Annotated in this window: 22 protein-coding genes; 15 read left to right on the top strand and 7 right to left on the bottom strand. The window is 64.1% G+C overall.

The window, feature by feature from the left end; genetic code table 11:
- Positions 1–185: 185 nt before the first annotated feature.
- Positions 186–1,043: a LysR substrate-binding domain-containing protein gene (locus ABQX22_RS04420; protein WP_349796877.1), complete on the bottom strand. Its 858-nt coding sequence runs from the start codon at positions 1,041–1,043 to the stop codon at positions 186–188.
- 111 nt (positions 1,044–1,154) lie between these two features.
- On the opposite strand from ABQX22_RS04420, the gene ABQX22_RS04415 reads away from it, so the two are divergent.
- The 7 genes from ABQX22_RS04415 (at position 1,155) to ABQX22_RS04385 (ending at position 8,450) form a co-directional block, all read left to right on the top strand.
- Entirely contained in the window at positions 1,155–2,384 is a 1,230-nt protein-coding gene (locus ABQX22_RS04415) for a glutamine amidotransferase-related protein (protein WP_349796875.1), read from the top strand.
- Between the two features lie 218 nt (positions 2,385–2,602).
- Positions 2,603–3,421, top strand: a complete 819-nt coding sequence (locus ABQX22_RS04410; RefSeq protein WP_349796873.1) for an ABC transporter substrate-binding protein — start codon at positions 2,603–2,605, stop codon at positions 3,419–3,421.
- 67 nt (positions 3,422–3,488) lie between these two features.
- Positions 3,489–4,214, top strand: coding sequence for an amino acid ABC transporter permease (locus ABQX22_RS04405; protein WP_349796871.1), 726 nt, complete (start codon positions 3,489–3,491; stop codon positions 4,212–4,214).
- A gap of 28 nt (positions 4,215–4,242) precedes the next feature.
- The gene (locus tag ABQX22_RS04400) at positions 4,243–5,001 is read left to right on the top strand and encodes an amino acid ABC transporter ATP-binding protein (RefSeq protein ID WP_441005241.1); all 759 of its coding nucleotides are present in this window, start codon (positions 4,243–4,245) and stop codon (positions 4,999–5,001) included.
- Positions 5,002–5,011: 10 nt separating this feature from the next.
- Positions 5,012–6,181, top strand: coding sequence for a M20 family metallopeptidase (locus ABQX22_RS04395; RefSeq protein WP_349796869.1), 1,170 nt, complete (start codon positions 5,012–5,014; stop codon positions 6,179–6,181).
- Positions 6,178–7,275: a mandelate racemase/muconate lactonizing enzyme family protein gene (locus ABQX22_RS04390; protein ID WP_349796867.1), complete on the top strand. Its 1,098-nt coding sequence runs from the start codon at positions 6,178–6,180 to the stop codon at positions 7,273–7,275. Before ABQX22_RS04395 ends, ABQX22_RS04390 begins: the two co-directional genes overlap by 4 nt.
- Positions 7,275–8,450, top strand: coding sequence for a M24 family metallopeptidase (locus ABQX22_RS04385; RefSeq protein ID WP_349796865.1), 1,176 nt, complete (start codon positions 7,275–7,277; stop codon positions 8,448–8,450). The genes ABQX22_RS04390 and ABQX22_RS04385 overlap by 1 nt, the downstream gene beginning before the upstream one ends.
- Positions 8,451–8,590: 140 nt before the next feature.
- Here the strand turns inward: ABQX22_RS04385 and ABQX22_RS04380 are convergent, their stop codons facing one another.
- The 3 genes from ABQX22_RS04380 to ABQX22_RS04370 all read right to left on the bottom strand — a co-directional run bounded on the left by ABQX22_RS04380 (position 8,591) and on the right by ABQX22_RS04370 (position 11,685).
- Positions 8,591–9,796: a pyridoxal phosphate-dependent aminotransferase gene (locus ABQX22_RS04380; RefSeq protein ID WP_349796863.1), complete on the bottom strand. Its 1,206-nt coding sequence runs from the start codon at positions 9,794–9,796 to the stop codon at positions 8,591–8,593.
- A gap of 105 nt (positions 9,797–9,901) precedes the next feature.
- Positions 9,902–10,687: an SDR family oxidoreductase gene (locus tag ABQX22_RS04375; protein WP_349796861.1), complete on the bottom strand. Its 786-nt coding sequence runs from the start codon at positions 10,685–10,687 to the stop codon at positions 9,902–9,904.
- Positions 10,688–10,728: 41 nt separating this feature from the next.
- Entirely contained in the window at positions 10,729–11,685 is a 957-nt protein-coding gene (locus ABQX22_RS04370) for a GntR family transcriptional regulator (RefSeq protein ID WP_349796859.1), read from the bottom strand.
- Positions 11,686–11,855: 170 nt separating this feature from the next.
- Here ABQX22_RS04370 and ABQX22_RS04365 point away from each other — a divergent pair, with 170 nt between their 5' ends.
- The 3 genes from ABQX22_RS04365 (at position 11,856) to ABQX22_RS04355 (ending at position 14,706) form a co-directional block, all read left to right on the top strand.
- Complete coding sequence (locus ABQX22_RS04365) at positions 11,856–12,779, top strand: dihydrodipicolinate synthase family protein (protein ID WP_349796857.1); 924 nt, start codon at positions 11,856–11,858, stop codon at positions 12,777–12,779.
- A gap of 78 nt (positions 12,780–12,857) precedes the next feature.
- Entirely contained in the window at positions 12,858–13,823 is a 966-nt protein-coding gene (gene speB, locus ABQX22_RS04360) for an agmatinase (RefSeq protein ID WP_349796855.1), read from the top strand.
- Between the two features lie 88 nt (positions 13,824–13,911).
- Positions 13,912–14,706, top strand: coding sequence for a transporter substrate-binding domain-containing protein (locus ABQX22_RS04355; protein WP_349796853.1), 795 nt, complete (start codon positions 13,912–13,914; stop codon positions 14,704–14,706).
- A 135-nt stretch (positions 14,707–14,841) separates the two neighbouring features.
- Here the strand turns inward: ABQX22_RS04355 and ABQX22_RS04350 are convergent, their stop codons facing one another.
- Positions 14,842–15,807 (bottom strand): biotin-dependent carboxyltransferase family protein, encoded by a 966-nt coding sequence (locus ABQX22_RS04350; RefSeq protein WP_349796851.1) that lies wholly within the window; start codon positions 15,805–15,807, stop codon positions 14,842–14,844.
- Positions 15,804–16,535, bottom strand: coding sequence for a 5-oxoprolinase subunit PxpB (pxpB, locus tag ABQX22_RS04345; RefSeq protein ID WP_349796849.1), 732 nt, complete (start codon positions 16,533–16,535; stop codon positions 15,804–15,806). The genes ABQX22_RS04350 and pxpB overlap by 4 nt, the downstream gene beginning before the upstream one ends.
- A gap of 162 nt (positions 16,536–16,697) precedes the next feature.
- Here pxpB and ABQX22_RS04340 point away from each other — a divergent pair, with 162 nt between their 5' ends.
- The gene (locus tag ABQX22_RS04340; protein WP_349796847.1) at positions 16,698–17,468 is read left to right on the top strand and encodes a LamB/YcsF family protein; all 771 of its coding nucleotides are present in this window, start codon (positions 16,698–16,700) and stop codon (positions 17,466–17,468) included.
- A gap of 235 nt (positions 17,469–17,703) precedes the next feature.
- On the opposite strand, the gene ABQX22_RS04335 is transcribed toward ABQX22_RS04340, so the two are convergent.
- Positions 17,704–18,639 carry a hydroxyacid dehydrogenase gene (locus ABQX22_RS04335; RefSeq protein WP_349796845.1) on the bottom strand — a complete coding sequence of 312 codons (936 nt, stop codon included), beginning with the start codon at positions 18,637–18,639 and terminating at the stop codon, positions 17,704–17,706.
- Between the two features lie 121 nt (positions 18,640–18,760).
- On the opposite strand from ABQX22_RS04335, the gene ABQX22_RS04330 reads away from it, so the two are divergent.
- From ABQX22_RS04330 to ABQX22_RS04315, 4 genes are read left to right on the top strand one after another with little or no spacing between them, the layout of a single operon-like run.
- Positions 18,761–19,396 (top strand): urea carboxylase-associated family protein, encoded by a 636-nt coding sequence (locus ABQX22_RS04330; protein ID WP_349796843.1) that lies wholly within the window; start codon positions 18,761–18,763, stop codon positions 19,394–19,396.
- Between the two features lie 4 nt (positions 19,397–19,400).
- On the top strand, positions 19,401–20,207 hold the full coding sequence (locus ABQX22_RS04325) for an amino acid ABC transporter ATP-binding protein (protein ID WP_349796841.1): 807 nt from the start codon (positions 19,401–19,403) through the stop codon (positions 20,205–20,207).
- On the top strand, positions 20,204–20,860 hold the full coding sequence (locus ABQX22_RS04320; protein ID WP_349796839.1) for an amino acid ABC transporter permease: 657 nt from the start codon (positions 20,204–20,206) through the stop codon (positions 20,858–20,860). The genes ABQX22_RS04325 and ABQX22_RS04320 overlap by 4 nt, the downstream gene beginning before the upstream one ends.
- Positions 20,861–20,902: 42 nt before the next feature.
- Positions 20,903–21,694 carry a transporter substrate-binding domain-containing protein gene (locus ABQX22_RS04315; protein WP_349796837.1) on the top strand — a complete coding sequence of 264 codons (792 nt, stop codon included), beginning with the start codon at positions 20,903–20,905 and terminating at the stop codon, positions 21,692–21,694.
- The last annotated feature ends 97 nt before the right edge of the window (positions 21,695–21,791 follow it).

The raw sequence follows: 21,791 nt of genomic DNA, 5'->3' as shown, positions 1-21,791 counted from the left end.
GCGTGGGAGCGTGGCTTGCCCGCGATCTGCCGGGAACCGGCAGCAAACCGGTGACGACGATGTGCCTGATACACCCAGGTCGCCTGCCTTCAGGGCCGCTCCGCGCCCCATCGCGAGCAAGCTGCGCTCCCACGGCCTTCGGCCAGAATCAAAAGCCAAAAGTCACGCGGACCGGCCAAACCACCTCAGCGTCGGGCCAGCGCCTGTAGCAAGGCTTCCAGCATCCGCGGCCGGTCGGTATGGGCCAGCATGATCAACACGATCTGCCGGTCGTAGCCGTCGCCCACCGGGGTGATGTTGAAATCCTGCGCCAGCCGGTCCAGCCCCGCCCATTGCGGCACCAGGCTGGCACCGACGCCGTCGGCCACCAGCATCGCAATCGCCTCCAGGCCGTCGAGGCTGAACAGCGGCGTCAACGCCAGGCCGTGGTCGTTCAGGTAACGCTCGGCGTGCAGCCCGCCCCAGGATTTGGGCTCATAGCAGATGTACGGATGAGACTGCAGCACCTCGGCGATGCCTTCGGTGGGCGGCGCCTTGGACGCCAGCACCAGCCGCTCCCGGTGCAAGGGCGCGACGCGGAACATCTTCGGCGGCTCGAACGGCGGCGCAACGATGATCGCGGCGTCGAGCTCGCCATTCTGCAGCGCCGCATACAGGGAGCGAGAGGTGCCGGGCAGAATCGACGGCTGGATGCCCGGCGCCAGCCGACTCAGCTCCAGCAAGGCGCTGGGCAGCAACCCCGTGAGCATGGTGGAAATGGCGCCGATGCGCAGCGAACCGGTCATCCCGCTCAGGTCCGCGTCACCAGACAACAGCTCCACCTGGCGGACGATGTGGCGCGCCCTGGGCAACAGCGCCACGCAGGCCTCCGTGGGTTTGGCGGCATGCCCGACCCGGGACAACAGCGGGAAACCCAGCGAGCGTTCCAGCCCCTGAATGCGTTGGCTGACCGCCGCAGCCGTTAGGCCTTCAGTGCGCGCCGCATCGGCGATGGAGCCGCAGTCAATGACGGCGAGCAGGCTTTTGAGGTAACGACTATCCATAAGAATTTCTTTCGAATGAAACAAAAAATACATGCTATCCCTATCGAGCCGAAAGAGACACTCTTGATCCATGCATCGTCGCGCCTGCCCGCGCCACCAGGGAGATTTTCAATGGCACTCACGCTGATCACTCACGCACACTGCAGCCCTGCCCTGTTCGGCGCGCTGGCCGCCAGCGTCGCGCAACTGGACGATGCGCCGCTGATGCACCTGCCGGCGGACTTCAAGGCCACCGACGGCGCTGACACCGTGCAGATGGTGGCCGCAGCGGGTGCGCTGGTCCCCAGCGGTTTGCTCTGGTACGAACGGGTCACCGGGCGGGACGTGTTACCCGCCAGCAGCGTTGACGAGATTATCGACACGGCCAGTCGGGATTCGGTGGTGGTGCCCTGGCATCCGCAGTTTCAGGACCCAGCGCTGCTTGATGAACTGCTGGCCAAGTCCGACGCCGAGGGCATTCGGGTCATTCACCTGACCGGGCGCAGCGTCGATGGCGGTTGGGACGTGCAAACCGCCCAGGGCCAGCCGACTCGCTACGGGCACTGGGGCCGCGACCGCTTAGGCCGTTGGGGCCGTGCCCAGGATCGCCTGCCGGTGGCGCCGGACAGACACCGGCTGACGGTAGTGCTGATCGGTGCCGAGTCCGATCAAACCGACGTTTACCCCGCCACCCTCGCCGCCCTGGGCGATGCCGCGGACGCTGCGCACATCGACCTGCGGGTGCGATTCGTCTCTCCTGTACAGCTGGACACCTCGCAACTGGCCTCGGTGACCGGCATCGTCCTGCCGGGCGGTTCGGACATGCTCAACGTGCCGGGCCAGATCGAGGCGGCGAGAACGGGCTTGCGCGGGATGATCCCCACGCTGGGCTTGTGCCTGGGCATGCAATCGATGACCACCGCCCTGGCGCAGGGCTGCCCTGGCCTGGAAGACGCCAACATGGCCGAAGCCGCGCCCGACGCGCCGATCAAAAGCTTTTCGCCCATGGCCGGTACGCCGGGCCTGGCCGAACATCGCCTGGGGACACAACCCCTGAAATTCGCTGACCCGGCCGTGGCGCAGCACTTCCAGACCCACCCCACGGTGCGCTGCAACCACCGCTTCAGTCTCGATTCGGCGTTGATTGCGCCGCTGTGCGCCGCCGGGCTCGAGATCCTGGCCACCGACCTCACCGGGCAGGTGGTCGACGCCATCGAGTGGCCGGGGCATCCGTTCTATAAAGGCATGCAGGGCCATCCGGAACTTGGCTCGCGCAGCGGGCAGGCCCATCCGTTGATCACTGATTTTCTGTTGGCGGCCTTGGCCACCACCGGCACGACGCACCCGGTCCTGCAGCCATGAAGGCGGTCGTTCGCACACATTCAACAACATGGAATGCATATTGCTGTTTACCTTTGTGAAACCCGTTTGGGTGTCACCCTTCCTGCCGGATTCGCCGCAAGTCCCCGATCACCGCACCAAATAAGAGCGGCATGCCCTCCAAGGGCTCATCGCAACCACGGGATAATTTGCACTTGTTGCCACAACTAGTGCAATAAATGATGTTTCTGGAGAATGACATGAACACAACGTCTCGCTTCAACCTGCGCGCTGTCACCGTGATGGCCGCACTGCTCGCCGCGCCGCTGGTCAACGCGGCGCCGGCGGCACCGGTCATGACCCCTGGCACGCTCACCTACGGCACTGCCGCGACGTTCGCGCCGTTCGAGTTTCAGGCCAACGGCAAGCTCACCGGCTTCGACATCGACCTGATCGACGCGCTGAGCAAGAAAATGAACCTCACGACAACCCCCATGAACATGGAGTTTCAGGGCCTGATCCCGGCACTGCAAGGCAAGCGCGTGGACCTGATCAACTCGGCCATGTACATGAACGAGGCGCGGGCGAGCCAGGTGGATTTCGTGCCGTACCTGCGCATCGGCAATCAGGTGGTGGTGACCCAGGACAACCCGGCCAAAGTCACCGGTCGCGACAACTCGCTGTGCGGCAAGACCGTCGCCGTGACCCTGGGCGGTATCGAAGAAACCTACGCGCGCCAGGATGACAAGCGCTGCAAGGACGCGGGCCTGGAAGCCGTGAAGGTCCAGACCCTGCCCACCGCCCAGGCATCGGCCCTGAGCCTGCGCCAGGGTCGCGCCGACGCCACCTTCGACTCCACGCCAGGCGTGGTGCAGATGCTGCGCGATGTGCCGGGCGTCTACAAAACCGTGGGCCCGGAGTTTGAATCCGAAACCCGGATCGGCATGGCCGTGGCCAAGGGCAACACGGCCATGAGCGATGCATTGCAGGCGGCGCTCAAGGAAGTGGTCGCAGACGGGACGTACAAACAGATCATCGAAAAATGGAAGTTTCCTGCAACGGTTTCGCTGTTCGACTGACAGCGGATCACCGAGTAGCCGTGGCGCTGCACCGTCAGCGCCCGGCCACGTTATTTGAGGATGCACCATGTCGCTTGAACTGGTTTGGCAATACCTGATATCCCCGGCGTTTTTTCACGGCGCCGTCACTACCCTGCTCATCACCCTCTATTCCCTGGTGTTCGGCGTCGGCGTCGGCGTCGTGCTCGCCCTCTTGCAAGACAGCCAGACCCGCGTCGGCCGCACGGTGGCATTGATCTACCTCTGGCTGTTCCGTGGCACGCCGGTGCTGTTTCAGATCATCTTCATCTACAACGTGCTGCCGACCTTCGGCATTCGCCTGTCGGCCATGGTCAGCGCGGTGCTGGCGTTGTCGCTTAATGAAGGCGCCTACATGTCCGAGATCATCCGCTCCGGCATGCAGGCGGTGAAAAAAGGCCAGCGCACCGCCGCCCTGGCGTTGGGCATGAAGCCTTTCGCGGTGCTGCGTCACGTGGTGATTCCCCAGGCCACGCGAATGATTCTGCCCCCTATCGGCAACCAGATGGTCGGCATGCTCAAGCTCAGCGCGCTGGTGTCCGTGGTGGCCGTCGAAGAACTGATGCTGGTGGCCAACCAGACCGCCAGTTCCAACTTCCGCTACTTCGAAGCCCTCACCGCCGCGGGCATTTACTACCTGGTCCTGACCACCCTGTTCATGGCGGTCCAGGCGTTGATCGAACGCCGGCTCGACCCGAAAAAACGCCGCAAGGGCCCGCGCACCAGCCTGACCGAACGCATGCTCGGCACCTCACGCGGCGCCTCCGTTCGCTAGGGCCACTGTCAGCCAGGAGCAATTACCCATGCAAAAGAATCCCTCGGCCACCGGCAAACCGCTGCTGGAACTGATCGGCATCGACAAGAGCTACGGCTCGTTCAACGTGCTCAAGAACTGTTCGCTGAACGTCCACACCGGCGAAACCGTGGTCATCATCGGGCCGTCGGGCTCGGGCAAATCGACCCTGCTGCGCTGCGTCAATCAGCTGGAACCGGCCGATGGCGGCGACCTGTTTTTCGAAGGCCGGCACATCAACTACGACAAACGCCACGTGCACCTGCTGCGCCGCGACATCGGCATGGTGTTCCAGAACTTCGAGCTGTTCTCCCACCTGTCGGTGGTGGAAAACATCATGCTCGCGCCGATGAAAGTGCTCGGCATGAGCCGCGCCGACGCCCACGACATCGCCGTCGAGTTGCTGGGCAAAGTGCGCATCCCGGAAAAGGCCGACGCCTACCCGGACGAGATTTCCGGCGGTCAGCAACAGCGCGTGGCGATTGCCCGCTCTCTGGCCATGAAACCCAAAGTCATGCTCTACGACGAGCCGACCTCGGCCCTGGACCCGGAGATGATCCGTGAAGTGGTCGACGTGATGGCCGAACTGTCCAGCGATGGCATGACCAGCCTGGTGGTGACCCACGAGATGGGCTTCGCCCGCCGTGCGGCCGACCGCATCGTGTTCATGGAAAGCGGCGAAATCATCGAAAACGCCAGCAATGCCGACTTCTTTGGCGGTGCGGTCAACCCGCGCACCCGCCACTTTCTCGATCAGATCCTGCACTGAGATCCCTGCCATGAACCAGCAACCCGACTTTGCCCGCATGAAACGCGACCTCGCCACCCTGGTCGCGATCAACACCGAGAACCCGCCGGGCCACGAACTGGAAGCGGCCCGCTGCCTGCAAGTGCTGTTGGAAGCCGAAGGCTTTGACCTGTCGCTGTCCGAGTACAAACCCGGCCGGGTCAACGTCATCGCCCGCCTTGAGAACGGCCCGGGCCCGACCTTTGCCTTCAACACCCACATCGACACGGTCCCGGCCGGTGACGGCTGGAAGACCGACCCGTTCGTGCTCCACGAAGCGGACGGCAAGCTGTACGGTCGCGGCAGCTGTGACGCCAAAGGGCCGATGGTGGCGATGATCGAAGCCACCCGCCTGCTGATTGCCCGCCGCGAGCAGTGGTCCGGCACGCTGATGGCGGTGTTCACCGCCGACGAAGAAATCGCCAGCGAAGGCGCCAAGCACTACGTGGCCAATCAGCCGCCGCACATCGACTTCGCCGTGATTGGCGAGCCGACCTCGAACTCGGCTTTCACCGCACACAAGGGCAGCCTGCGCCCGCTCGTTCGCGTGCACGGCGTGACCGCGCATTCCGGCACCCCGCACCTGGGCGAGAACGCGATCTACCGCGCCGGCCAGTTGCTGGGCCTGATCGAGCAACACCACGAGCACTCGGTGAAATGCCACTGCCACGCGCTGGTGGGTGAAGCCAGCCTGACCGTCACTCGCATCAACGGCGGCCATGCCGACAACGTGCTGCCCGGCGCCTGCGATTTGCTGCTGGACCGGCGCATGGTGCCCGGCGAAACCGAAGCGGACGTCAAGGCCGAAATCGACCAGTTGCTGGCCCTGGCCAACGAGCGATTCGGCGTGCGCGCTGAAGTGCTCGAGTACATCCCCACCACCGGCGGTGCCACTGAAACCGCGCTGGAAGAATCCATCGTCCAGGCCAGCCTGGCCGCGTGCCGCGAGCACAACCACGGCAACGCCGGACCGTTCGGTTTTCAGGGCGGCTGTGACCTGGTGCACTTCCGCAGCCTGGGCACCACCGGCACGGTCATCGGCCCCGGCACCCTGGCGGTGGCGCACAAACCGGACGAGTTCGTGCCCATCGACGAATTCATCGCGGCGAGCCTGATCTACCGCGACATCGCGCTGCAGATGATGCCGCTGGAGCAGGCATGAGCCTGAGCGCCTCACTGCGCCGCGCCGACCTGCATTACGGCAACGGCGTGCAGCTGCACACCGCGGCGTCCGGCAGTGTCGGCGCGCTTGAGGCGTTGTATTTGTGCCTGGACGACGGCGAGCACAAGGCGGTCGGCGAGGTGCGGATCAACATCGCGTACCTCAACGGCTACAGCCCTGACCAAGTGATCGCCCAGGCGTTGAAAGCGCTGTCGGAGGTGTCCTGGCAGCAGGACCCTGCCCCGTTGCTGGCGCAGATGCCGCAGTGGGCGGCCGGGCTGAGCATGCCGGTGCGTACGCTGATCGACTGCGCGCTGCATGACCTGCTGGCGCGTCGGGCCGGTTCGCCCCTGGCGCAGTGGCTGGGCGCGCCGGCCGCTGACATCCGTTATGCCAGCAACCAGACGCTGTTCTGGTCGCCGATGGAGGTCTTCCTGGCCCAGGCCGAGGCGTACGTGGATCGTGGCTTTCGCGACCTCAAAGTGCGCATCGCGGTGGGCCGTTTCGACGAGGACCTGAGTCGCTTGCAGGCGTTGCGCGAGCGCTTTGGCGACAGCATCAAAATGGCCGCCGATGCCAATGGCCAGTGGTCGCAAGACGAAGCGCTCCCTCGTCTCGAGGCCTTGGCGCGGTTTGATCTGGCTTACGTCGAGCAACCCATCGCCGCCGGTGACTGGGACGCGATGGAACGTCTGGCCGAGCACAGCCCGCTGCCGCTGATGATCGACGAAGGCCTGGCCGGCAACGAAGACGTGGACCGGTTGTGCGCCCTCGGAGGGAAAGTCTGGGCGCACCTGAAACTGGTGAAGCTCGGCGGCATCGCGCCTTGTGTGGCGGCGGCTCGACGTCTGACCCAGGCCGGCGTCACCTGCATGATCGGCCAGATGAACGAAGGCGCAGCCGCCACCGCCGCCGCGCTGCACGCGGCCTGCGCCACCCAGCCGCGCTTCGCCGAGCTGTATGGCGCTGACGGTTTGAATGACGACCCCGCCAGCCCCCTGTTCTACCGGGATGGCCAGGCCTGGATGCCCACGGCACCGGGACTGGGCATCACCCTTGATCTCGAAAAAACTCAACTGATACGGAGTTTCTGATGAACCTGACGCCCCCCGTCAACGTACGCCAAGGCAGCGAGTCGGCCTTCGCTGCACACGAATACGCCGAACGCGTTCGTCGCGCCAAAACCAACATGGTGGACGCCGGCATCGACGTGATGATCGTCACCGGCCCCGAGAATATTTTTTACCTGACCGGCCAGCAAACCCCCGGCTACTACACCTTTCAGGCGCTGGTGCTGCCGGTGGACGGCGAGCCGATGTTCGTCATTCGCCAGCTGGAGTACTTCAATTTTATCGCCAACACCTTCATCAGCGACGCGTCGGTGTACCTGGACGGCGATGACCCGGTGAGTTTCCTGGTGGCGGCCATCGAGCAAAAAGGCTGGAGCCAGCGCCGGATTGCCATCGACAAACGTGGCTGGTTTTTGCCAATCGCGGTCTACGAGGCGCTGCAAGGCAAACTGGGCGCGATCCATGACGCCGCCGGCATCGTGGAAAAACTGCGGGCGGTGAAATCCCCGGCCGAGGTGGAAAAACTGGAATTCGCTGCGCGTTATGTCGACGCCGGCATGCGCGCGGGCATGAACGCCGTGCGTGAAGGCGCCAGCGAAAATGACCTGGTGGCGGCGATGCTGCAGGCCTCGATTGCCGCAGGCTCCGAATACATGGGCATGGAACCCTTGGTCTCCAGCGGCCCCCGCACCGGCATCCCCCATGGCACCTGGCGTCGACGCACGCTGCAAGCCGGTGAGCCCGCGTTCCTGGAAATGGCCGCCAGCCACGACCGCTACCACGCCGCACTGATGCGCTGTGCCTGGCTGGGCACGCCGCCGGCGATTGCGGTGGAAATGGAAAAAGTCTGCCAGGACGCGTTGCAGGCGGCGCTGGATGCGTTGCGTCCGGGCGAGCCGTGCGAAGCGTCCCACATCGCCTGTCAGGCGGTCATCGACAAAGCCGGCTTTACCGATGCGTTCAAGAAACGCACCGGTTACTCGGTGGGCATTTCCTTCGCGCCGGACTGGGGCGAAGGCTCGATCCTCAGCCTGTACACCGGCGTGAAAACCGAGCTGCAACCGGGCATGACCTTCCACATCCCCCCTGCCTTGCGCATCTACGGCGAATTCACCGTGGGCGTCAGCGAAACCGTGGTTATCACCGAAACCGGCCACCGCGTGCTCGGGACTCTTGAACGGCCATTGCGGCTGATCTGACCTGCCCCGGATGATCGGATCATGCCCACGTGCCGCGTGGGCATGCCGGCTGGGCGCTCCGCGTCCCCGTGACGCGGAGCGTCGTTCAAGGCGTTACCACGCAGAGCGTGGGTACGATCAACGCAGCGTGGGAACGATCGTCAGGCCAAATCGCGGCACGCCGCTTCGATCCGCTGGCACGCCTGGTCCAGCACGCGATCATCCACCGCGTACGCGATGCGCAGGTAACCCGGCGCGCCAAAGGCGGAGCCGTGCACGGTGCCGACTTTCGCCGCGTCCAGCAGGTAGCTGGCGAAATCCAGGTCTGAAGCAATGACCTTGCCGTCCGGCGTCTGCTTGCCGTACATGCCCTGGCAATTGACGAACAGGTAGAACGCCCCTTCCGGCATCGCGCAGCTCAGCCCGTCGATGCGGCCGATGCTGTCCAGCACCCGGTCGCGACGCTCGGCCAGTGTGTCGATCCACTCATCGATGAACCCGGTGCCGCCGTCCAGCGCAGCAATCGCGGCGCCTTGGGATATGGAACTCGGGTTCGACGTGCTCTGGGACTGCAAGACCTGCAACGCATCCACCAGCCAGGTCGGGCCGCCGGCGTAACCGATGCGCCAGCCGGTCATGGAGAACGCTTTCGACAGGCCATTGACCGTCAAAGTACGCGGCAACAAACGCGGCTCGACCTGGGCCGGGGTGAAAAACGGCTGGCCGAAACGGGTGTGCTCGTAGATGTCGTCCGCCAGCACCAGCACGTGCTCGTGGCGCAACAGCACGTCGGTCAGCGCACGGATTTCGCTTTCGCTGTACACCGCGCCGGTCGGGTTGTTGGGGGAATTGAGCAGCACCCAGCGAGTGCGCTCGGTGATCGCCGCTTCAAGCGCCGCCGGTTGCAGTTTCCAGCCATCGGCCTCGTGGCACTGGACGATCCGCGTTTCGCCTTCGGCCAGGGACACCATGTCCGGGTACGAGACCCAGTAAGGCGCGGCGATGATCACTTCATCGCCCGGATTCACCGTGGCCATCAGTGCATTGAAGATCAGCTGCTTGGCGCCGGCGCCCGCAATCACCTCGGCGGCGGTGTAGTCCAGACCGTTCTCGCGCCTGAATTTGTCGATGATCGCCTGTTTGAGACGCGCGCTGCCGGGGACGGCGGTGTACTTGGTGTCACCGGCATTGATCGCGTCGATCCCGGCCTGGGCGATGTGCGCCGGGGTAGGGAAATCCAGCTCGCCCTCGCCCAGGTTGATCACCGAATGCCCGGCGGCGGTGAGTGCCCGGAGCTTGTCGGAGATTTCAGCGGTCGGCGACGGCCGGACACGACGCATGCGCTGCGCCAGAGGCGGTGTAGACATAACGGTTAGCTCCCGTAATTGCATAGATAGGTACAGATAGAGCAACTGAGGCCGAAGCAAAACCGTCCGCACCGCAGCGCGGACGACTCAGTGCCTACCAGGTATTCAGATGCTGCGAATCAGGCCGCCATCAACCCGCAGGCTGGTGCCGGTGATGTAACCGGCGCGGGCGCTGGCAAGAAAGGCCACGGCGTCGGCGAATTCAGCGGGATCGCCGTAGCGGCCGACGGGGATGGTGTTGCGCGACGCTTCGGCCACCGCAGCAGCCGTAGAACCGCTGCGCTTGGCCGCGGCTTCATCCAGCTCACCGACGCGGGCGGTGGCGATGCGACCGGGGATGACCGAGTTCACGGTGACGCCGTCTGCGGCCACTTCAGCGGCCAGGGTCTTGGCCCAGCCAATGATGCTGGCGCGCAAGGTGTTGGAGATGCCCAGGTTCGGAATCGGCTGGACCACGCCGGAGGACACGACATTGATCACCCGGCCCCAGCCCCGCGCGCGCATGCCGGGCAGGATTTTCGCGGTGACTTCAAACAGCGCGCTGACCATGCTGTCGAACGCGCCCTGCCACTGTGCGGTGGCCACCGACGCCACCGCGCCGGGCGCAGGTCCGCCGCCGTTGTTGACCAGAATGTCGTAGCCGCGGCCGTCGGCCAGCAGCGTGTCCAGTGCGCTGTTGCGTTGAGCAGGGTCGGCCAGGTCCAGCACCAGATAATCGGCCTCGGCGCCGGTGGCGTTCAGGGCAGCGGCAGCCTCGGCGAGTGCTTCCTGACGGCGTCCGCACAACGTGACCGCAACGCCTTCGGCGGCCAGTGAGCGGGCAATCGCCAGGCCCAGACCACGGCTGGAGCCCAATACCAGCGCACGTTTACCTTGCAAACCAAAATCCATGAAAACCTCTCTCTTTACAGGATGGGCCGCCCCTGGCGGAGCTAACCCGGAATCGGGACACCCGCGGCCTTGCGCGGCGCGCGGGGTTTTGCCGGCGTTTTGCGCGCCGGTTTCTTGCCCGGTTGCGCCGCGTCATCGGCGTGTGTCAGGTGGCTGCGCATCAACTCGCTGGCCTCGGCGTATCGCCCGTCAGCCACCGCGTCGATGATCGCCAGATGCTCGGTGCACCAGTCGCGCACGCGGCGGCGGTTGGCGTAACCGGCGAACTCCAGCAGCTTGCGCAGGCGGTTCTGTTGCTGGATGGCCTGGATCACGAAGGTATTGCCGCCAAACTCGGCGAACATCTCGTGAAACTGCGCATCGGTGTCGAACAGTTGTGCGTTGCTGACCGCCGCGGAATCCGCGTGACCGGCCAGATACAGATGCTGCAGGCGCGAGCGCTCAAGGGCCGCGGCGTTGGGCCGGAACTGCGGCTGCAGAAAATTGGCCGGCTCCACCATCAGGCGAAACCGGTACCCGCTGCGCAGCGCTTCGTCGTTGTCCAGCGTCGGCAGAAAGCTCCAGCCGTGACCTTTGTTGCGAATCAGCAGACCGTCCTCGGCCAGGCGCGTCAGGGTTTTCATCAGCGTGACGCGGTCGACGTCATAGCGCCGGGCGATCTCGGTCTGGGTCAGGGAATTGGCGATCTCGCCGCTGAGCCGGTCGTTGACCAGCCGCTCATACAGCGATTCCACCAGGCTCGATGAGACGCTCAGCTCCACCCGTTGCAGGGCATCGAACGGCTTGAGCAGAAAGAAGCCCTGGTTGCGCCGGGCTTCGACAATGTCTTGCTCGACCAGCAATTTCAGCGCATTGCGGATCGGTGTGCGCGAGACGCCGAGCAAGTCGGCGATCTGTTGTTCGCGCAGGTGATGCCCCGGCTCGAATTTCGCCTTGCGCACGAAATCAAGAATCTGGTTGGCCAGACGGCGGCTGTTCTGACCCGGTAACGAAGCCATGGACGGTGAACCTCGACAATTAAGTGCGCACATCCTACCAAGGACCCTCGCCGCGACCCCACACCCGTTTGCACACACAGCGTGCGACATCGCTCAAGAAAATCATTGTATATATGATTACAAATAATACAATATTGGATCACTCTTACATCCAGCCCCAGGGAACCCCCATGCAGACCCTTCAAGAATGTCGCGAACGTCTCCACGGTATCTTCAACATCACCGTCACCCCGTTCACCGCCGCCGGAGAGTTCGATTACCCGGCCATGGCCGAGAACATCGAGCGCGTGATCGCGCTGGGTTATGACGGGTTGCTGATCGGCGGGACCTACGGCGAATTCCCGGTCATGACCGTTGAAGAGCGCGCAGACATGTTCCGCAAGGTCATGGCGATCGTCGGCGACCGCGTCCCGGTGATGCTCTGCACCGCAGGCTCCGACAGCCGCGTGGTGCGGGAACTGACGCAACTGGCGGGCGATCTGGGCGGCCTGCCAATGGTTACCCCGCCGTTCGTGTCCGAGATCACCGACGCGCAGATCGTCAGCTTCTTCAAGCAGATGGCCCCGCTGTCGAAGACCGGCATCCTGATCTACAACGCTCCGGGCATCGGCATCACCCTGTCGGTGCCGGTGATCGAGCAACTGGCGCAGATTGAAGGCGTGGTGGGCCTGAAACAGGGCGACCTGACCCCGACCGTCATCGACCGCATCGCCAACAAGCTGGGCGGCAAGGTGCGCCTGTTCTGCGCTTCGGACCTGGTGTTCAGCGGCCCGATGATGGCCGGCTTCGACGGTATCAGCTCCACTAACAGCGGCGCCTTGCCCGAGCTGATCCTGGCGACGTTCCGCGCGATTCAGAACGGCGACGCCAAGCTGGCCATCGAATTGCATCGTCTGTGGTTCCCGTTGCGGGAACTGGCGCGCAAGCACGGCCAGCCGCAGACCACCAAGGCGATCATGAACCTGCGCGGCTTCAAGGGCGGCTCGGTGCGTCAGCCGCTGCTGGACCTGCAAGGCGCCGAGCTGGAAGAAGTGGCCGTGGCCTTGCGCGCGCTGGCCAGCGACCCGCGTGCAGCCATCGTGCTGCCTGCGTAATCCCCTGACCCGACGTCGGCCGGTGACGCCTGAATTCGCCACCGGCCGTAAAAAATTGCTGAGCCTTCGGAGCACGACATGAGCGTATTACCCACCGATTCCCTCTCCACGCCACGCTTCTGTGGCGTGCCGACTTTCATGCGCCTGCCCATGGCGACCACGCTGGAAGGCCTGGACGCCGCCGTTATCGGCCTGCCCTCCGATTCCGGCGCAGCGTTCCGGACCGGCGCGCGTTTCGCGCCCAACGCCGTGCGCGCCATGTCGGTGATGCTGCGGCCGGTGAGCCCGTACCGCGACAACATCAACATCTTCGAAACCCTGAACATCGCCGACGCCGGTGATGCCGCCGTGGTGCCGGGCTACGAGGAAGACTGCCTGGACCGCATCGAACAGGCCGTGGCCGGGCTGGTCAACGCTGGCATCGTGCCGTTCGCAATCGGCGGCGACCACTCGGTGACCCTCGGTGAACTGCGCGCGGTGGCCGCCAAACACGGGCCCGTGGCCCTGGTGCAATTCGATTCCCACAGTGACACTTGGGACAAGTATTTCGCCGACAAGCTGTACAGCGCCGGGACGCCGTTTCGTCGCGCGGTGGAAGAAAACCTGGTGGATCCGGCCCACTCGATCCAGATCGGTCTGCGTGGATCGCTGTTCCGCCCGACCGACATCACCCAGTCGATTGATCTGGGCTACGAGGTGGTGACCACCGACCAGATGTTCGAAATGGGCATCCCGGCCCTGGCCGAACGCATTCGCGAACGCACCGGCGGGCGCCCGACGTTCATCACCTTCGACATGGATTTCGTCGATCCGGCCTTCGCCCCTGCGGTGGAAACCCCGGAAGCCGGCGGACCCTCGGCCCGGGAAACCCTGCTCCTGCTGCGCGCACTCAACGGCATCAATCTGGTGGGCTGTGACGTCACCGAGATCAGCCCGATGTACGAAGGCGCCGGCCAGATCACCTCGTTGCTGGGGGCCACGGTGCTCAGCGAATTCATGTCGCTGCTGGCCAGCGAGCGGCTGCGTACGGCGAACAATGCTTGAATGACTTGATTGACTTGACGGAATAAAGCCCCGGCCTGCCCTTGCCGCGACCCCGCGTTCAACACTAACCAGCAAAGAGAGCGTGACCATGAAAGTCAGAAATATCGTTCACATGTTCGCGGCATTGTCGGTGCTGACGTTTGGCACCTGGGCGAGCGCGGACGAACCGCTGGAGCTGATCCGCCCGGGTAAATTGCTGGTGGCCACCGAAGGCACCTTCGCTCCGTTCAGCATGCGCAGCGCGGGCGGTCAGCTGGACGGCCTGGAAATCCGCGTCATGAAAGAAGTCGCCCGGCGTCTGAACCTGGAATACACCCCGGTGCTGATCAAGTGGGACGCCCTGCTGGTGGGCCTGGCGGCCAATCAGTTCGACGTGATCAGCGCAGCGATGGACATCACCCCGAAGCGTCAGGAGCAGATTCTGTTCTCCGACGGCTGGCTGGAATCGGGCGGTCGTGTGGTCACCCCGGTGGGTTCATCGATCAAATCGGCGGCTGACCTGAAGGGCAAGAACGTCGGCGTGCAGGTGTCCACCACCTTCAGCGCCATCGCCGAGGAAAAAGGCGGCGTGCTGAAGAACTACAAGGCCGAATCCGACGCGATCCAGGACCTGATCAACCACAACACCGACGCGGTGATCACCGATTCCATCAGCGCGGCGTACCTGATCAAAACCGTGCACCTGCCCATCACCATGACCGACGACTACGTCAGCCATATCCAGAAGGGCTTCGCGTTCAAACTGGGCAAGAACAACCTGGCCAAGGCGGTGAACAAGGCGCTGGCGGACATGAACGCCGACGGCACCTACGCCAAGTTGACCCTGGATCTGGTGGGCTACGACCCGGCGCCGAAAGAGCCGATTCGTTCGATCATCAAGTAAGCGCGACATCCGCTCGACGCGCTCCTGTTGGAGCGAGGCTTGCCCGCGAAAGGGGTGTGTCAGGCGAAAGATTCATACCTGACCCACCGCTTTCGCGGGCAAGCCTCGCTCCAACAAATGGAGATATTGCACGCATCAACTGCGCCGGCGATAGCGCATCAGCAGTTCGTCCAGGTACGCGTTAAGCAACACCTGACGCTCACACCACAGGTCCTCGGCGTCCTCCACCGAGACTTCGGCAAAGCTTAGCCAATCCCCAGGTTTGAGTTGCCCCAGCCGCGCCAGATCCGCGCGAATCACCGTGGCGATTTTCGGATAGCCGCCGGTGGTCTGCCGGTCGTGCATCGCGATGATCGGCTGCCCGCTGCCGGGGATCTGCACGCTGCCAGTGCTGATCGCGTCCGAGATGATATTGAAGCCTTTCAGATGACCGATCACCGGGCCGGTCATGCGATAGCCCATGCGGTCGCTCTGCCCTGACACCTGAAACGACTCGCTGAGAAAGCGCCGAATCTCCTCGTCGCTGAAATGCCCCTGCTGCGGCCCCAGCACCACGCGCAACGGCTCACGCTCGCGCTGCGGCAGCAGGCGCTGGCCCGGTTCGCGGGCGGCCAGCGGCAGGTATTGCGACGGCGACGCCAGGGGTAATTCGTCACCCTTGGCCAGCGCACGCCCGGCAAAACCGCCGAGTGCGCCGCGCATCAGGGTCGAGACGCTGCCTAGCACCGGCTCGGCGGCAAAACCACCGGCCACGGCCAGATAGCCTCGTGCGCCACTCAGCGCGCGGCCGATTTTCAGCACCGCACCGGTGTGTAATACATGGCACTGATAGGGCGCGACGGGCTGATCGTCGATGAACACCTGCATGTCACCGGTGACCGCGATCACGCAGCCGCCCTGCCCCACGCGAAACTGACCGCCCACCAGCGTAAACTCCAGCGCGCCGGTGCCGGCCGGGTTGCCCACCAGGGCGTTGGCCAGAGCGAAACTCAGCTCATCCAGCGCGCCGGACGGCGGCACGCCACGGTCCTCGAAACCGGTGCGGCCACGGTCCTGCAGCGTGGTCAGCAGGCCGGGATTCAAAACGTGGAAACTGCTCATGTGCGCCAAGTCCATTGCGGAAGGTAATCGGGCTGCGCCCAGAGGTCGTCGAACTCGTCGCCGCTGATGGGGACGAAACGGACTTCATCACCGGCGCGAAACAGGAACGGCTGCTCCCGGGACGGTACGAAACTGCGCGCCGGCGTGCGCCCGATCAGGTGCCAGCCGCTGGGGGCTTCAACCGAGGCCACGGCGGTCTGCATGCCGCCGATGCTGACCGAGCCGGCCGGGGTTTTCAGACGCGGTGATTCCCGGCGCGAGGTGTGCAGGCGTTCATCCAGCCCGCCCAGGTACGCGAACCCCGGCATGAAACCAATCATGTACACCCGATAATTCACCGCGCTGTGCCGGCGGATGACGTCCAGCGGATCAAGCTGGTGATGGTCGGCCAGCCACTGCAGATCAACCCCCTGGTCGCCGCCGTAGGCCACCGGCACTTCCCAGCAGCGCACCGGGTCGGCTTCAGCGTCGGGCTCGGCCAGCAGGCGCTCCAGGTGCTCGCGCAGGCGGGCCTGACGAATGCGCGTGCTGTCGTAGGCCACGTTCAACGCGCGGTAGGTGGGGATCAGGCCGGTGACGCCCGGGATCTGCGCCTGAACCACCCGCTTGGCCAGCGCGGTGACGCGTTGATTGATCGCGGCATCGATCACTTCACCGAAGTCGATGGACAGCGCATGATCGGCGATGGCTGCAATTCGGTAAGACGACGCCTGCTCCTCGGTTTTCACTGCTTGAAAGCTCCGGCTGAAAGTTGGAATGCTTTTGGAATACCCAAAGTATTCTGTCAACATGCGCGGGTGAAAGATACCCCTGACACCCTGCGATGGCCCGGTCATACTGCCGGGACTGGACTGACTCACGATGACGCTGATCGTCTCATAGGTGACTTTATGCTGATCGACTTGAACTGTGACATGGGCGAAGGCTTCGGCGCCTGGCAGATGGGCGACGACAGCACGATGCTCGACATCGTCAGCTCGGCCAATATCGCTTGCGGGTTTCATGCCGGGGACCCGGACATCATGTTCGACACCGCCGCCCTGGCCCGGGAAAAAGGCGTCGCCGTGGGCGCCCACCCCAGCTTTCTCGACCTGCACGGCTTCGGTCGTCGGCAGATACGCGGCGACAGCCCGGCGCAGATCGAACGCCAGATCATCTACCAGATCGGCGCGTTCCAGGCGCTGGCCCAGGCCGCCGGCCACACCTTGCAGCACGTCAAGACCCACGGCGCGCTGGGCAACATGGCCAATGACGAGCCTGAGCTGGCCATGGCCGTGGCACGGGCGATCAAGGCGGTGAATCCGGATCTGATTTTCGTGGTGATGCCCGGCCTTGAAACCGAACGCGCCGGGGAGCAACTGGGCCTGCGCATGGCCCGGGAGATTTACGCCGACCGCGCGTACGCGGCCAACGGCAACCTGGTCTCGCGCAAACTGCCGGGCGCGGTGATCCACGACAGCGACATCGCCGCCGCCCGGGTCCTGCGCATGATCGAAGACCAGGCCATCACCACTGTCGACGGCACCCGCATGCCGGTGCGGATCGACACTGTCTGCGTCCACGGCGACACCCCCGGCGCCACCACTATGGCCCGGCAGTTGCGCGCATTGCTGCAGAGCAACGGCGTGCAGATCGCGCCGATGGCGAAGGTGATTGGCTAAGAGGCGCGGCGCCCTGGCTTTTGATTCTGGCCGCAGGCCGTGGGAGTCCGGCTTGCCGACGATGGGCTGCGCAGCGGCCCCCAAACCGGACGCCCCCGTTGTGTCAGGCAGCACCGCATCGCGAGGTTTGCTGCCGGTTCCCGGCAGATCGCGGGCAAGCCTCGCTCCCACGCCTTCGGCAGAAGTGGCTCACCGCTCAATTGGCACCGTGAACCAGATTGGTGTCTGTTGACGGCTACGCCACCCGATCCGGCACCTCACCACCCGCCAACACCTGCACCACCCCTTCGCTCACCGCGTGGGCCATGCGGATCAGGGATTGTTCGGTGGAGGCGCCGGTGTGGGGGGTCAGCACGACGTTGGGCAGGTGCAGCAGCGGGTAGCCGGCGGCCATGTGGTCATAGGCGTACACGTCCAGCCCGGCGCCGGCAATCACCCCCGAGTGCAGCGCATCGATCAGCGCGGCTTCGTCCACCAGCGGCGCGCGGGCGGTGTTGATCAGCCACGCCGAAGGCTTCATCGCACGCAGTTGCTCGGCGCCGATCAGGTGATAGGTCTGCGGCACCGAAGGCAGGTGCAGGGACACGATATCGCTGCGGTTGAGCAACGCCTGAAGACTCTCCGCCCGCTGCATTCCCAACGCGTTCAGTTGCTCTTGCGTAGCACTGCGCGCCAGCACGTCTACCTCCATTCCCAGTGCCAACGCCAGCACACCCGTGGACTTGCCGATCGCGCCGAAACCCACCAGCCCCAGCCTTTGCCCGTGCAATTCTCGTAGCGGCGCCTGGTAACGGAACGCCGTGTTCCCCGCCCTCGCCGCCTGATCACTGGCCAACAGCTGCTTGCTCAACGCGAACATCAAGCCGATGGCGTGCTCAGCCACGGAGCGCGCGTTGCGGCCCGGTGTGTTGAACACCGGAATCCCCAAATCCCGCGCCGCCGTCAGGTCGATGTTATCGACGCCCGCACCGTGCACCCCAATGACGCGCAGGTTTTTGAAGCGCTCCATCTCGGGGCGACCGAACCGGCTGCTGCGAAAAATGGCGGCCACGACGCGGTCCGGGTCTGCGCCGAGACAGGCGTCTTCACCAATCAACGGCTCAAGGCCCGCCGTGCGCAGGATCTCGATCCCGGCAGCGTGGATGGGTTGTGGCATCAAGCATTGGTTCATGGTGCTCTCACGGTTTTCGGCGGGGATGACACAATGGCATTTACCTTGCATTCCATTGGTATACCGAAAATCTACCAGAACTGAGCGCCTTCTGCGATCTGTTCCAGCAAGCGAGGACGACATGCCACCTTCATCGCCCCCTGATGATTTTCATCAGATCCTCAAGGCCTCCCGTGGCACCGCCATCAAGCTCTGCAAGGGTGAGGCCATCCGCATCATCAACCTGCACGGCAGTCAGGTGGTCGATACGTGGGCCGTCAACCTGAACGACGCCAGCGAGTGCAGCGCGCTGGAACACACCCGCTCGATCAACAGCAACATCTTCTTCGACAAGGGCATGACCCTGGTCAGCAGCCTGCGCCGGCCGATGCTGACGCTGATCGAAGACTCCTCCCCCGGTCGCCACGACACCCAGCTCTGCCCGTGCAACGGCGCCATCTATCAAGAGCTAGGCTGCACCGAGTATCACCGCAGCTGCACCGACAACTTCCACGAAGCCCTGGCCGAACAAGGCCTGCACTGCAGCTACACCCCGGCGTCGCTGAACCTGTTCATGAACGTCCCGGTGGCCGAAGACGGCAGCGTGCAACGTGTACCGCCGCGCTCCGCCGCCGGTGACAGCGTGACCCTGCGCGCCGACATGGACGTGATGGTGGTGCTGTCGGCCTGCCCGCAGGACATCACGCCCATCAACGGCGCCGACCGTCAGCCCAGCGACATCGCCTGGGTCATCCACCCTCTTCCCGCTCAGGAATGACCCCATGACCGAAGCCGTCAAACCGATGCTGCGCATCAAAGAGCTGCACAAGAGCTACGGCGATCTGCACGTGCTCAAGAACGTGGCGCTGGATGTCTATCCCGGCGAAGTGGTGTCGATCATCGGCGCCAGCGGTTCGGGCAAAAGCACCTTTCTGCGCTGCCTGAACGTCATGGAAATGCCCCAGCAGGGCTTCATGGAGTTTCAGGATTTCTCCTTCGATTTCCGCGACGGCGCCCGCGCCCAGCCGACAACCGACCAGTTGCGTGCCTTGCGCGCGCAGATCGGCATGGTGTTCCAGAGCTACAACCTGTGGCCGCACAAGACCGTGCTGCAAAACGTGATCGAAGCGCCCATGCGCGTCCTGAAAATCCCCAAGGCCCAGGCCATCAAGGAAGGCGACGCACTGCTGACCAAGGTCGGGCTCTTCGAAAAACGCGATCAATACCCCGGCAAATTGTCCGGCGGCCAGCAGCAACGGGTAGCCATTGCCCGCGCGCTGGCGATGAAACCCAAGGTGATGCTGTTCGACGAAGCCACCTCGGCCCTGGACCCGGAACTGGTGGGCGAGGTACTGGCGCTGATTGCGTCCCTGGCCGCCGAAGGCATGACCATGCTGCTGGTGACCCACGAAATCGCCTTCGCCCGGGACGTCGCCACCCGGGTGCTGTATTTCGATCAGGGCTGCATCGCCGAAGACGGCCCGCCCGAAGAAGTGCTGCGCAACCCGAAGAACGAACGCCTGCGCCAGTTCCTCAAACGCATCCTGCATGAAGACATCGCGCCCAAAGCCGTGGAGACATCCGAATGAGTCAGTTGTACAGCGACATCGTTCTATATGGCGCAGGCTTCATGGAAGCCGCGTGGCTGGTCTTGCTCATCACCGTGGCGACCATCGTCCTGAGCTGGGTCTTCGGCCTGCTGGCGGTACTGGGCAAACGCTCGGACTTCAGCCTGCTGCGGGGCATCGCCAGTTTCTACGTGTGGTTCATCCGCGGCACGCCGGCACTGATCCAGGTGTTCATCATCTACTTCGGCCTGCCACAGCTGGGCATCAACCCTTCGCCGTTCATGGCCGGCGTCATCGCGCTGGGCCTCAACAGCGGCGCCTACGTGGCAGAGATCATTCGCTCCGGGCTGCTGGCCATTCCCCAGGGACAATTCGAGTCGTCGCAAGCGCTGGGCATGAGCCACCCGGAAACCATGGTGCGCATCGTTCTGCCCCAGGTGTTCCGCATCATCCTGCCGCCGCTGACCAACGAAGCCATCGCCGCGCTGAAAAACACCTCGTTGCTCTCCACCATCACCGTGGTCGACCTGACGCTGTACGCGCAGACGATCATTTCCACGACCTTCCGCCCGTTCCAGTTTTTCATCGCCACCGCCGTGATCTACCTGGTCCTGACCACAATCCTGACGCAGTTATCGTCGTGGATGGAACGCCGCCAGGTGCGTCTGAGCTGAATCGCCGACGCCACCCCCGAAATTGCCAAGGAATACGCACCCATGAATGTCAAACGCCTTTTCAAGCTGTTCACTGTCCTGTCGGTCCTGAGCTTCGGCGCCCACGCGGCGGCCGATGACCTGGAGCTGTTGAAGCCTGGCCAGTTGAAAGTCGCCACGCTGGGCACCTTCCCGCCGTTCACCATGCGCAGCCCTAATGGCCAACTGGACGGCCTGGAAATCCGCGTCATGAAAGAGATCGCCAAGCGCCTGAACCTGGAATACACCCCTATGCTGGTGCAGTGGGATTCCCTGTTGGTGGCCCTGGAAGCCAACCAGTTCGACGTCAGCACGGCCGCGATGGACATCACCCCGGCACGGCAGAAACAGATCATTTTCTCCGATGGCTGGATTGAATCCGGCGCGCGGATCCTGACGCCGCTGGACTCGCCGATCAAATCCGCCGCAGACCTCAAGGGCAAGCGTGTCGGCACCCAGGTGTCGTCCACCTACGCCGTGCTGGCCGAAGAACACGGCGCCGTGGTCAAGAGCTACAAGTCCGAATCGGACACCGTGCAGGACCTGGCCAACCACAACGTCGATGCGGTCATCACCGATTCCATCACCGGCGCCTACCTGATCAAGCACGTGGGTCTGCCCATCGCCATGACCGACGACTACGTCAGCCATATCCAGAAGGGCTTTGCGTTCAAGAAGGGCAAGCCCCACCTGGTGGCGGCGGTGAACAAGGCGCTGGCCGAGATGAAAGCCGACGGCACCTACGCGAAGCTGACCACCGACCTGATCGGCTACGACCCGATGCCCAAGGAGCCGGTGCGTTCGCTGGCGCAGTGATCGCCGGACAAGTGGCAACCCGTGCTATCGCGCGGTGAGCGACACAGCGTAAAATCCGGGCCGTCATTGGCAGCCGCTCCCGTTTACCGGCTGCCAA

Origin of the sequence: Xanthomonas sp. WHRI 1810A (genome assembly GCF_040202885.1) — a bacterium.
GTDB lineage: Bacteria > Pseudomonadota > Gammaproteobacteria > Pseudomonadales > Pseudomonadaceae > Aquipseudomonas.
This window is presented reverse-complemented; position numbering and strand designations above follow the sequence as displayed.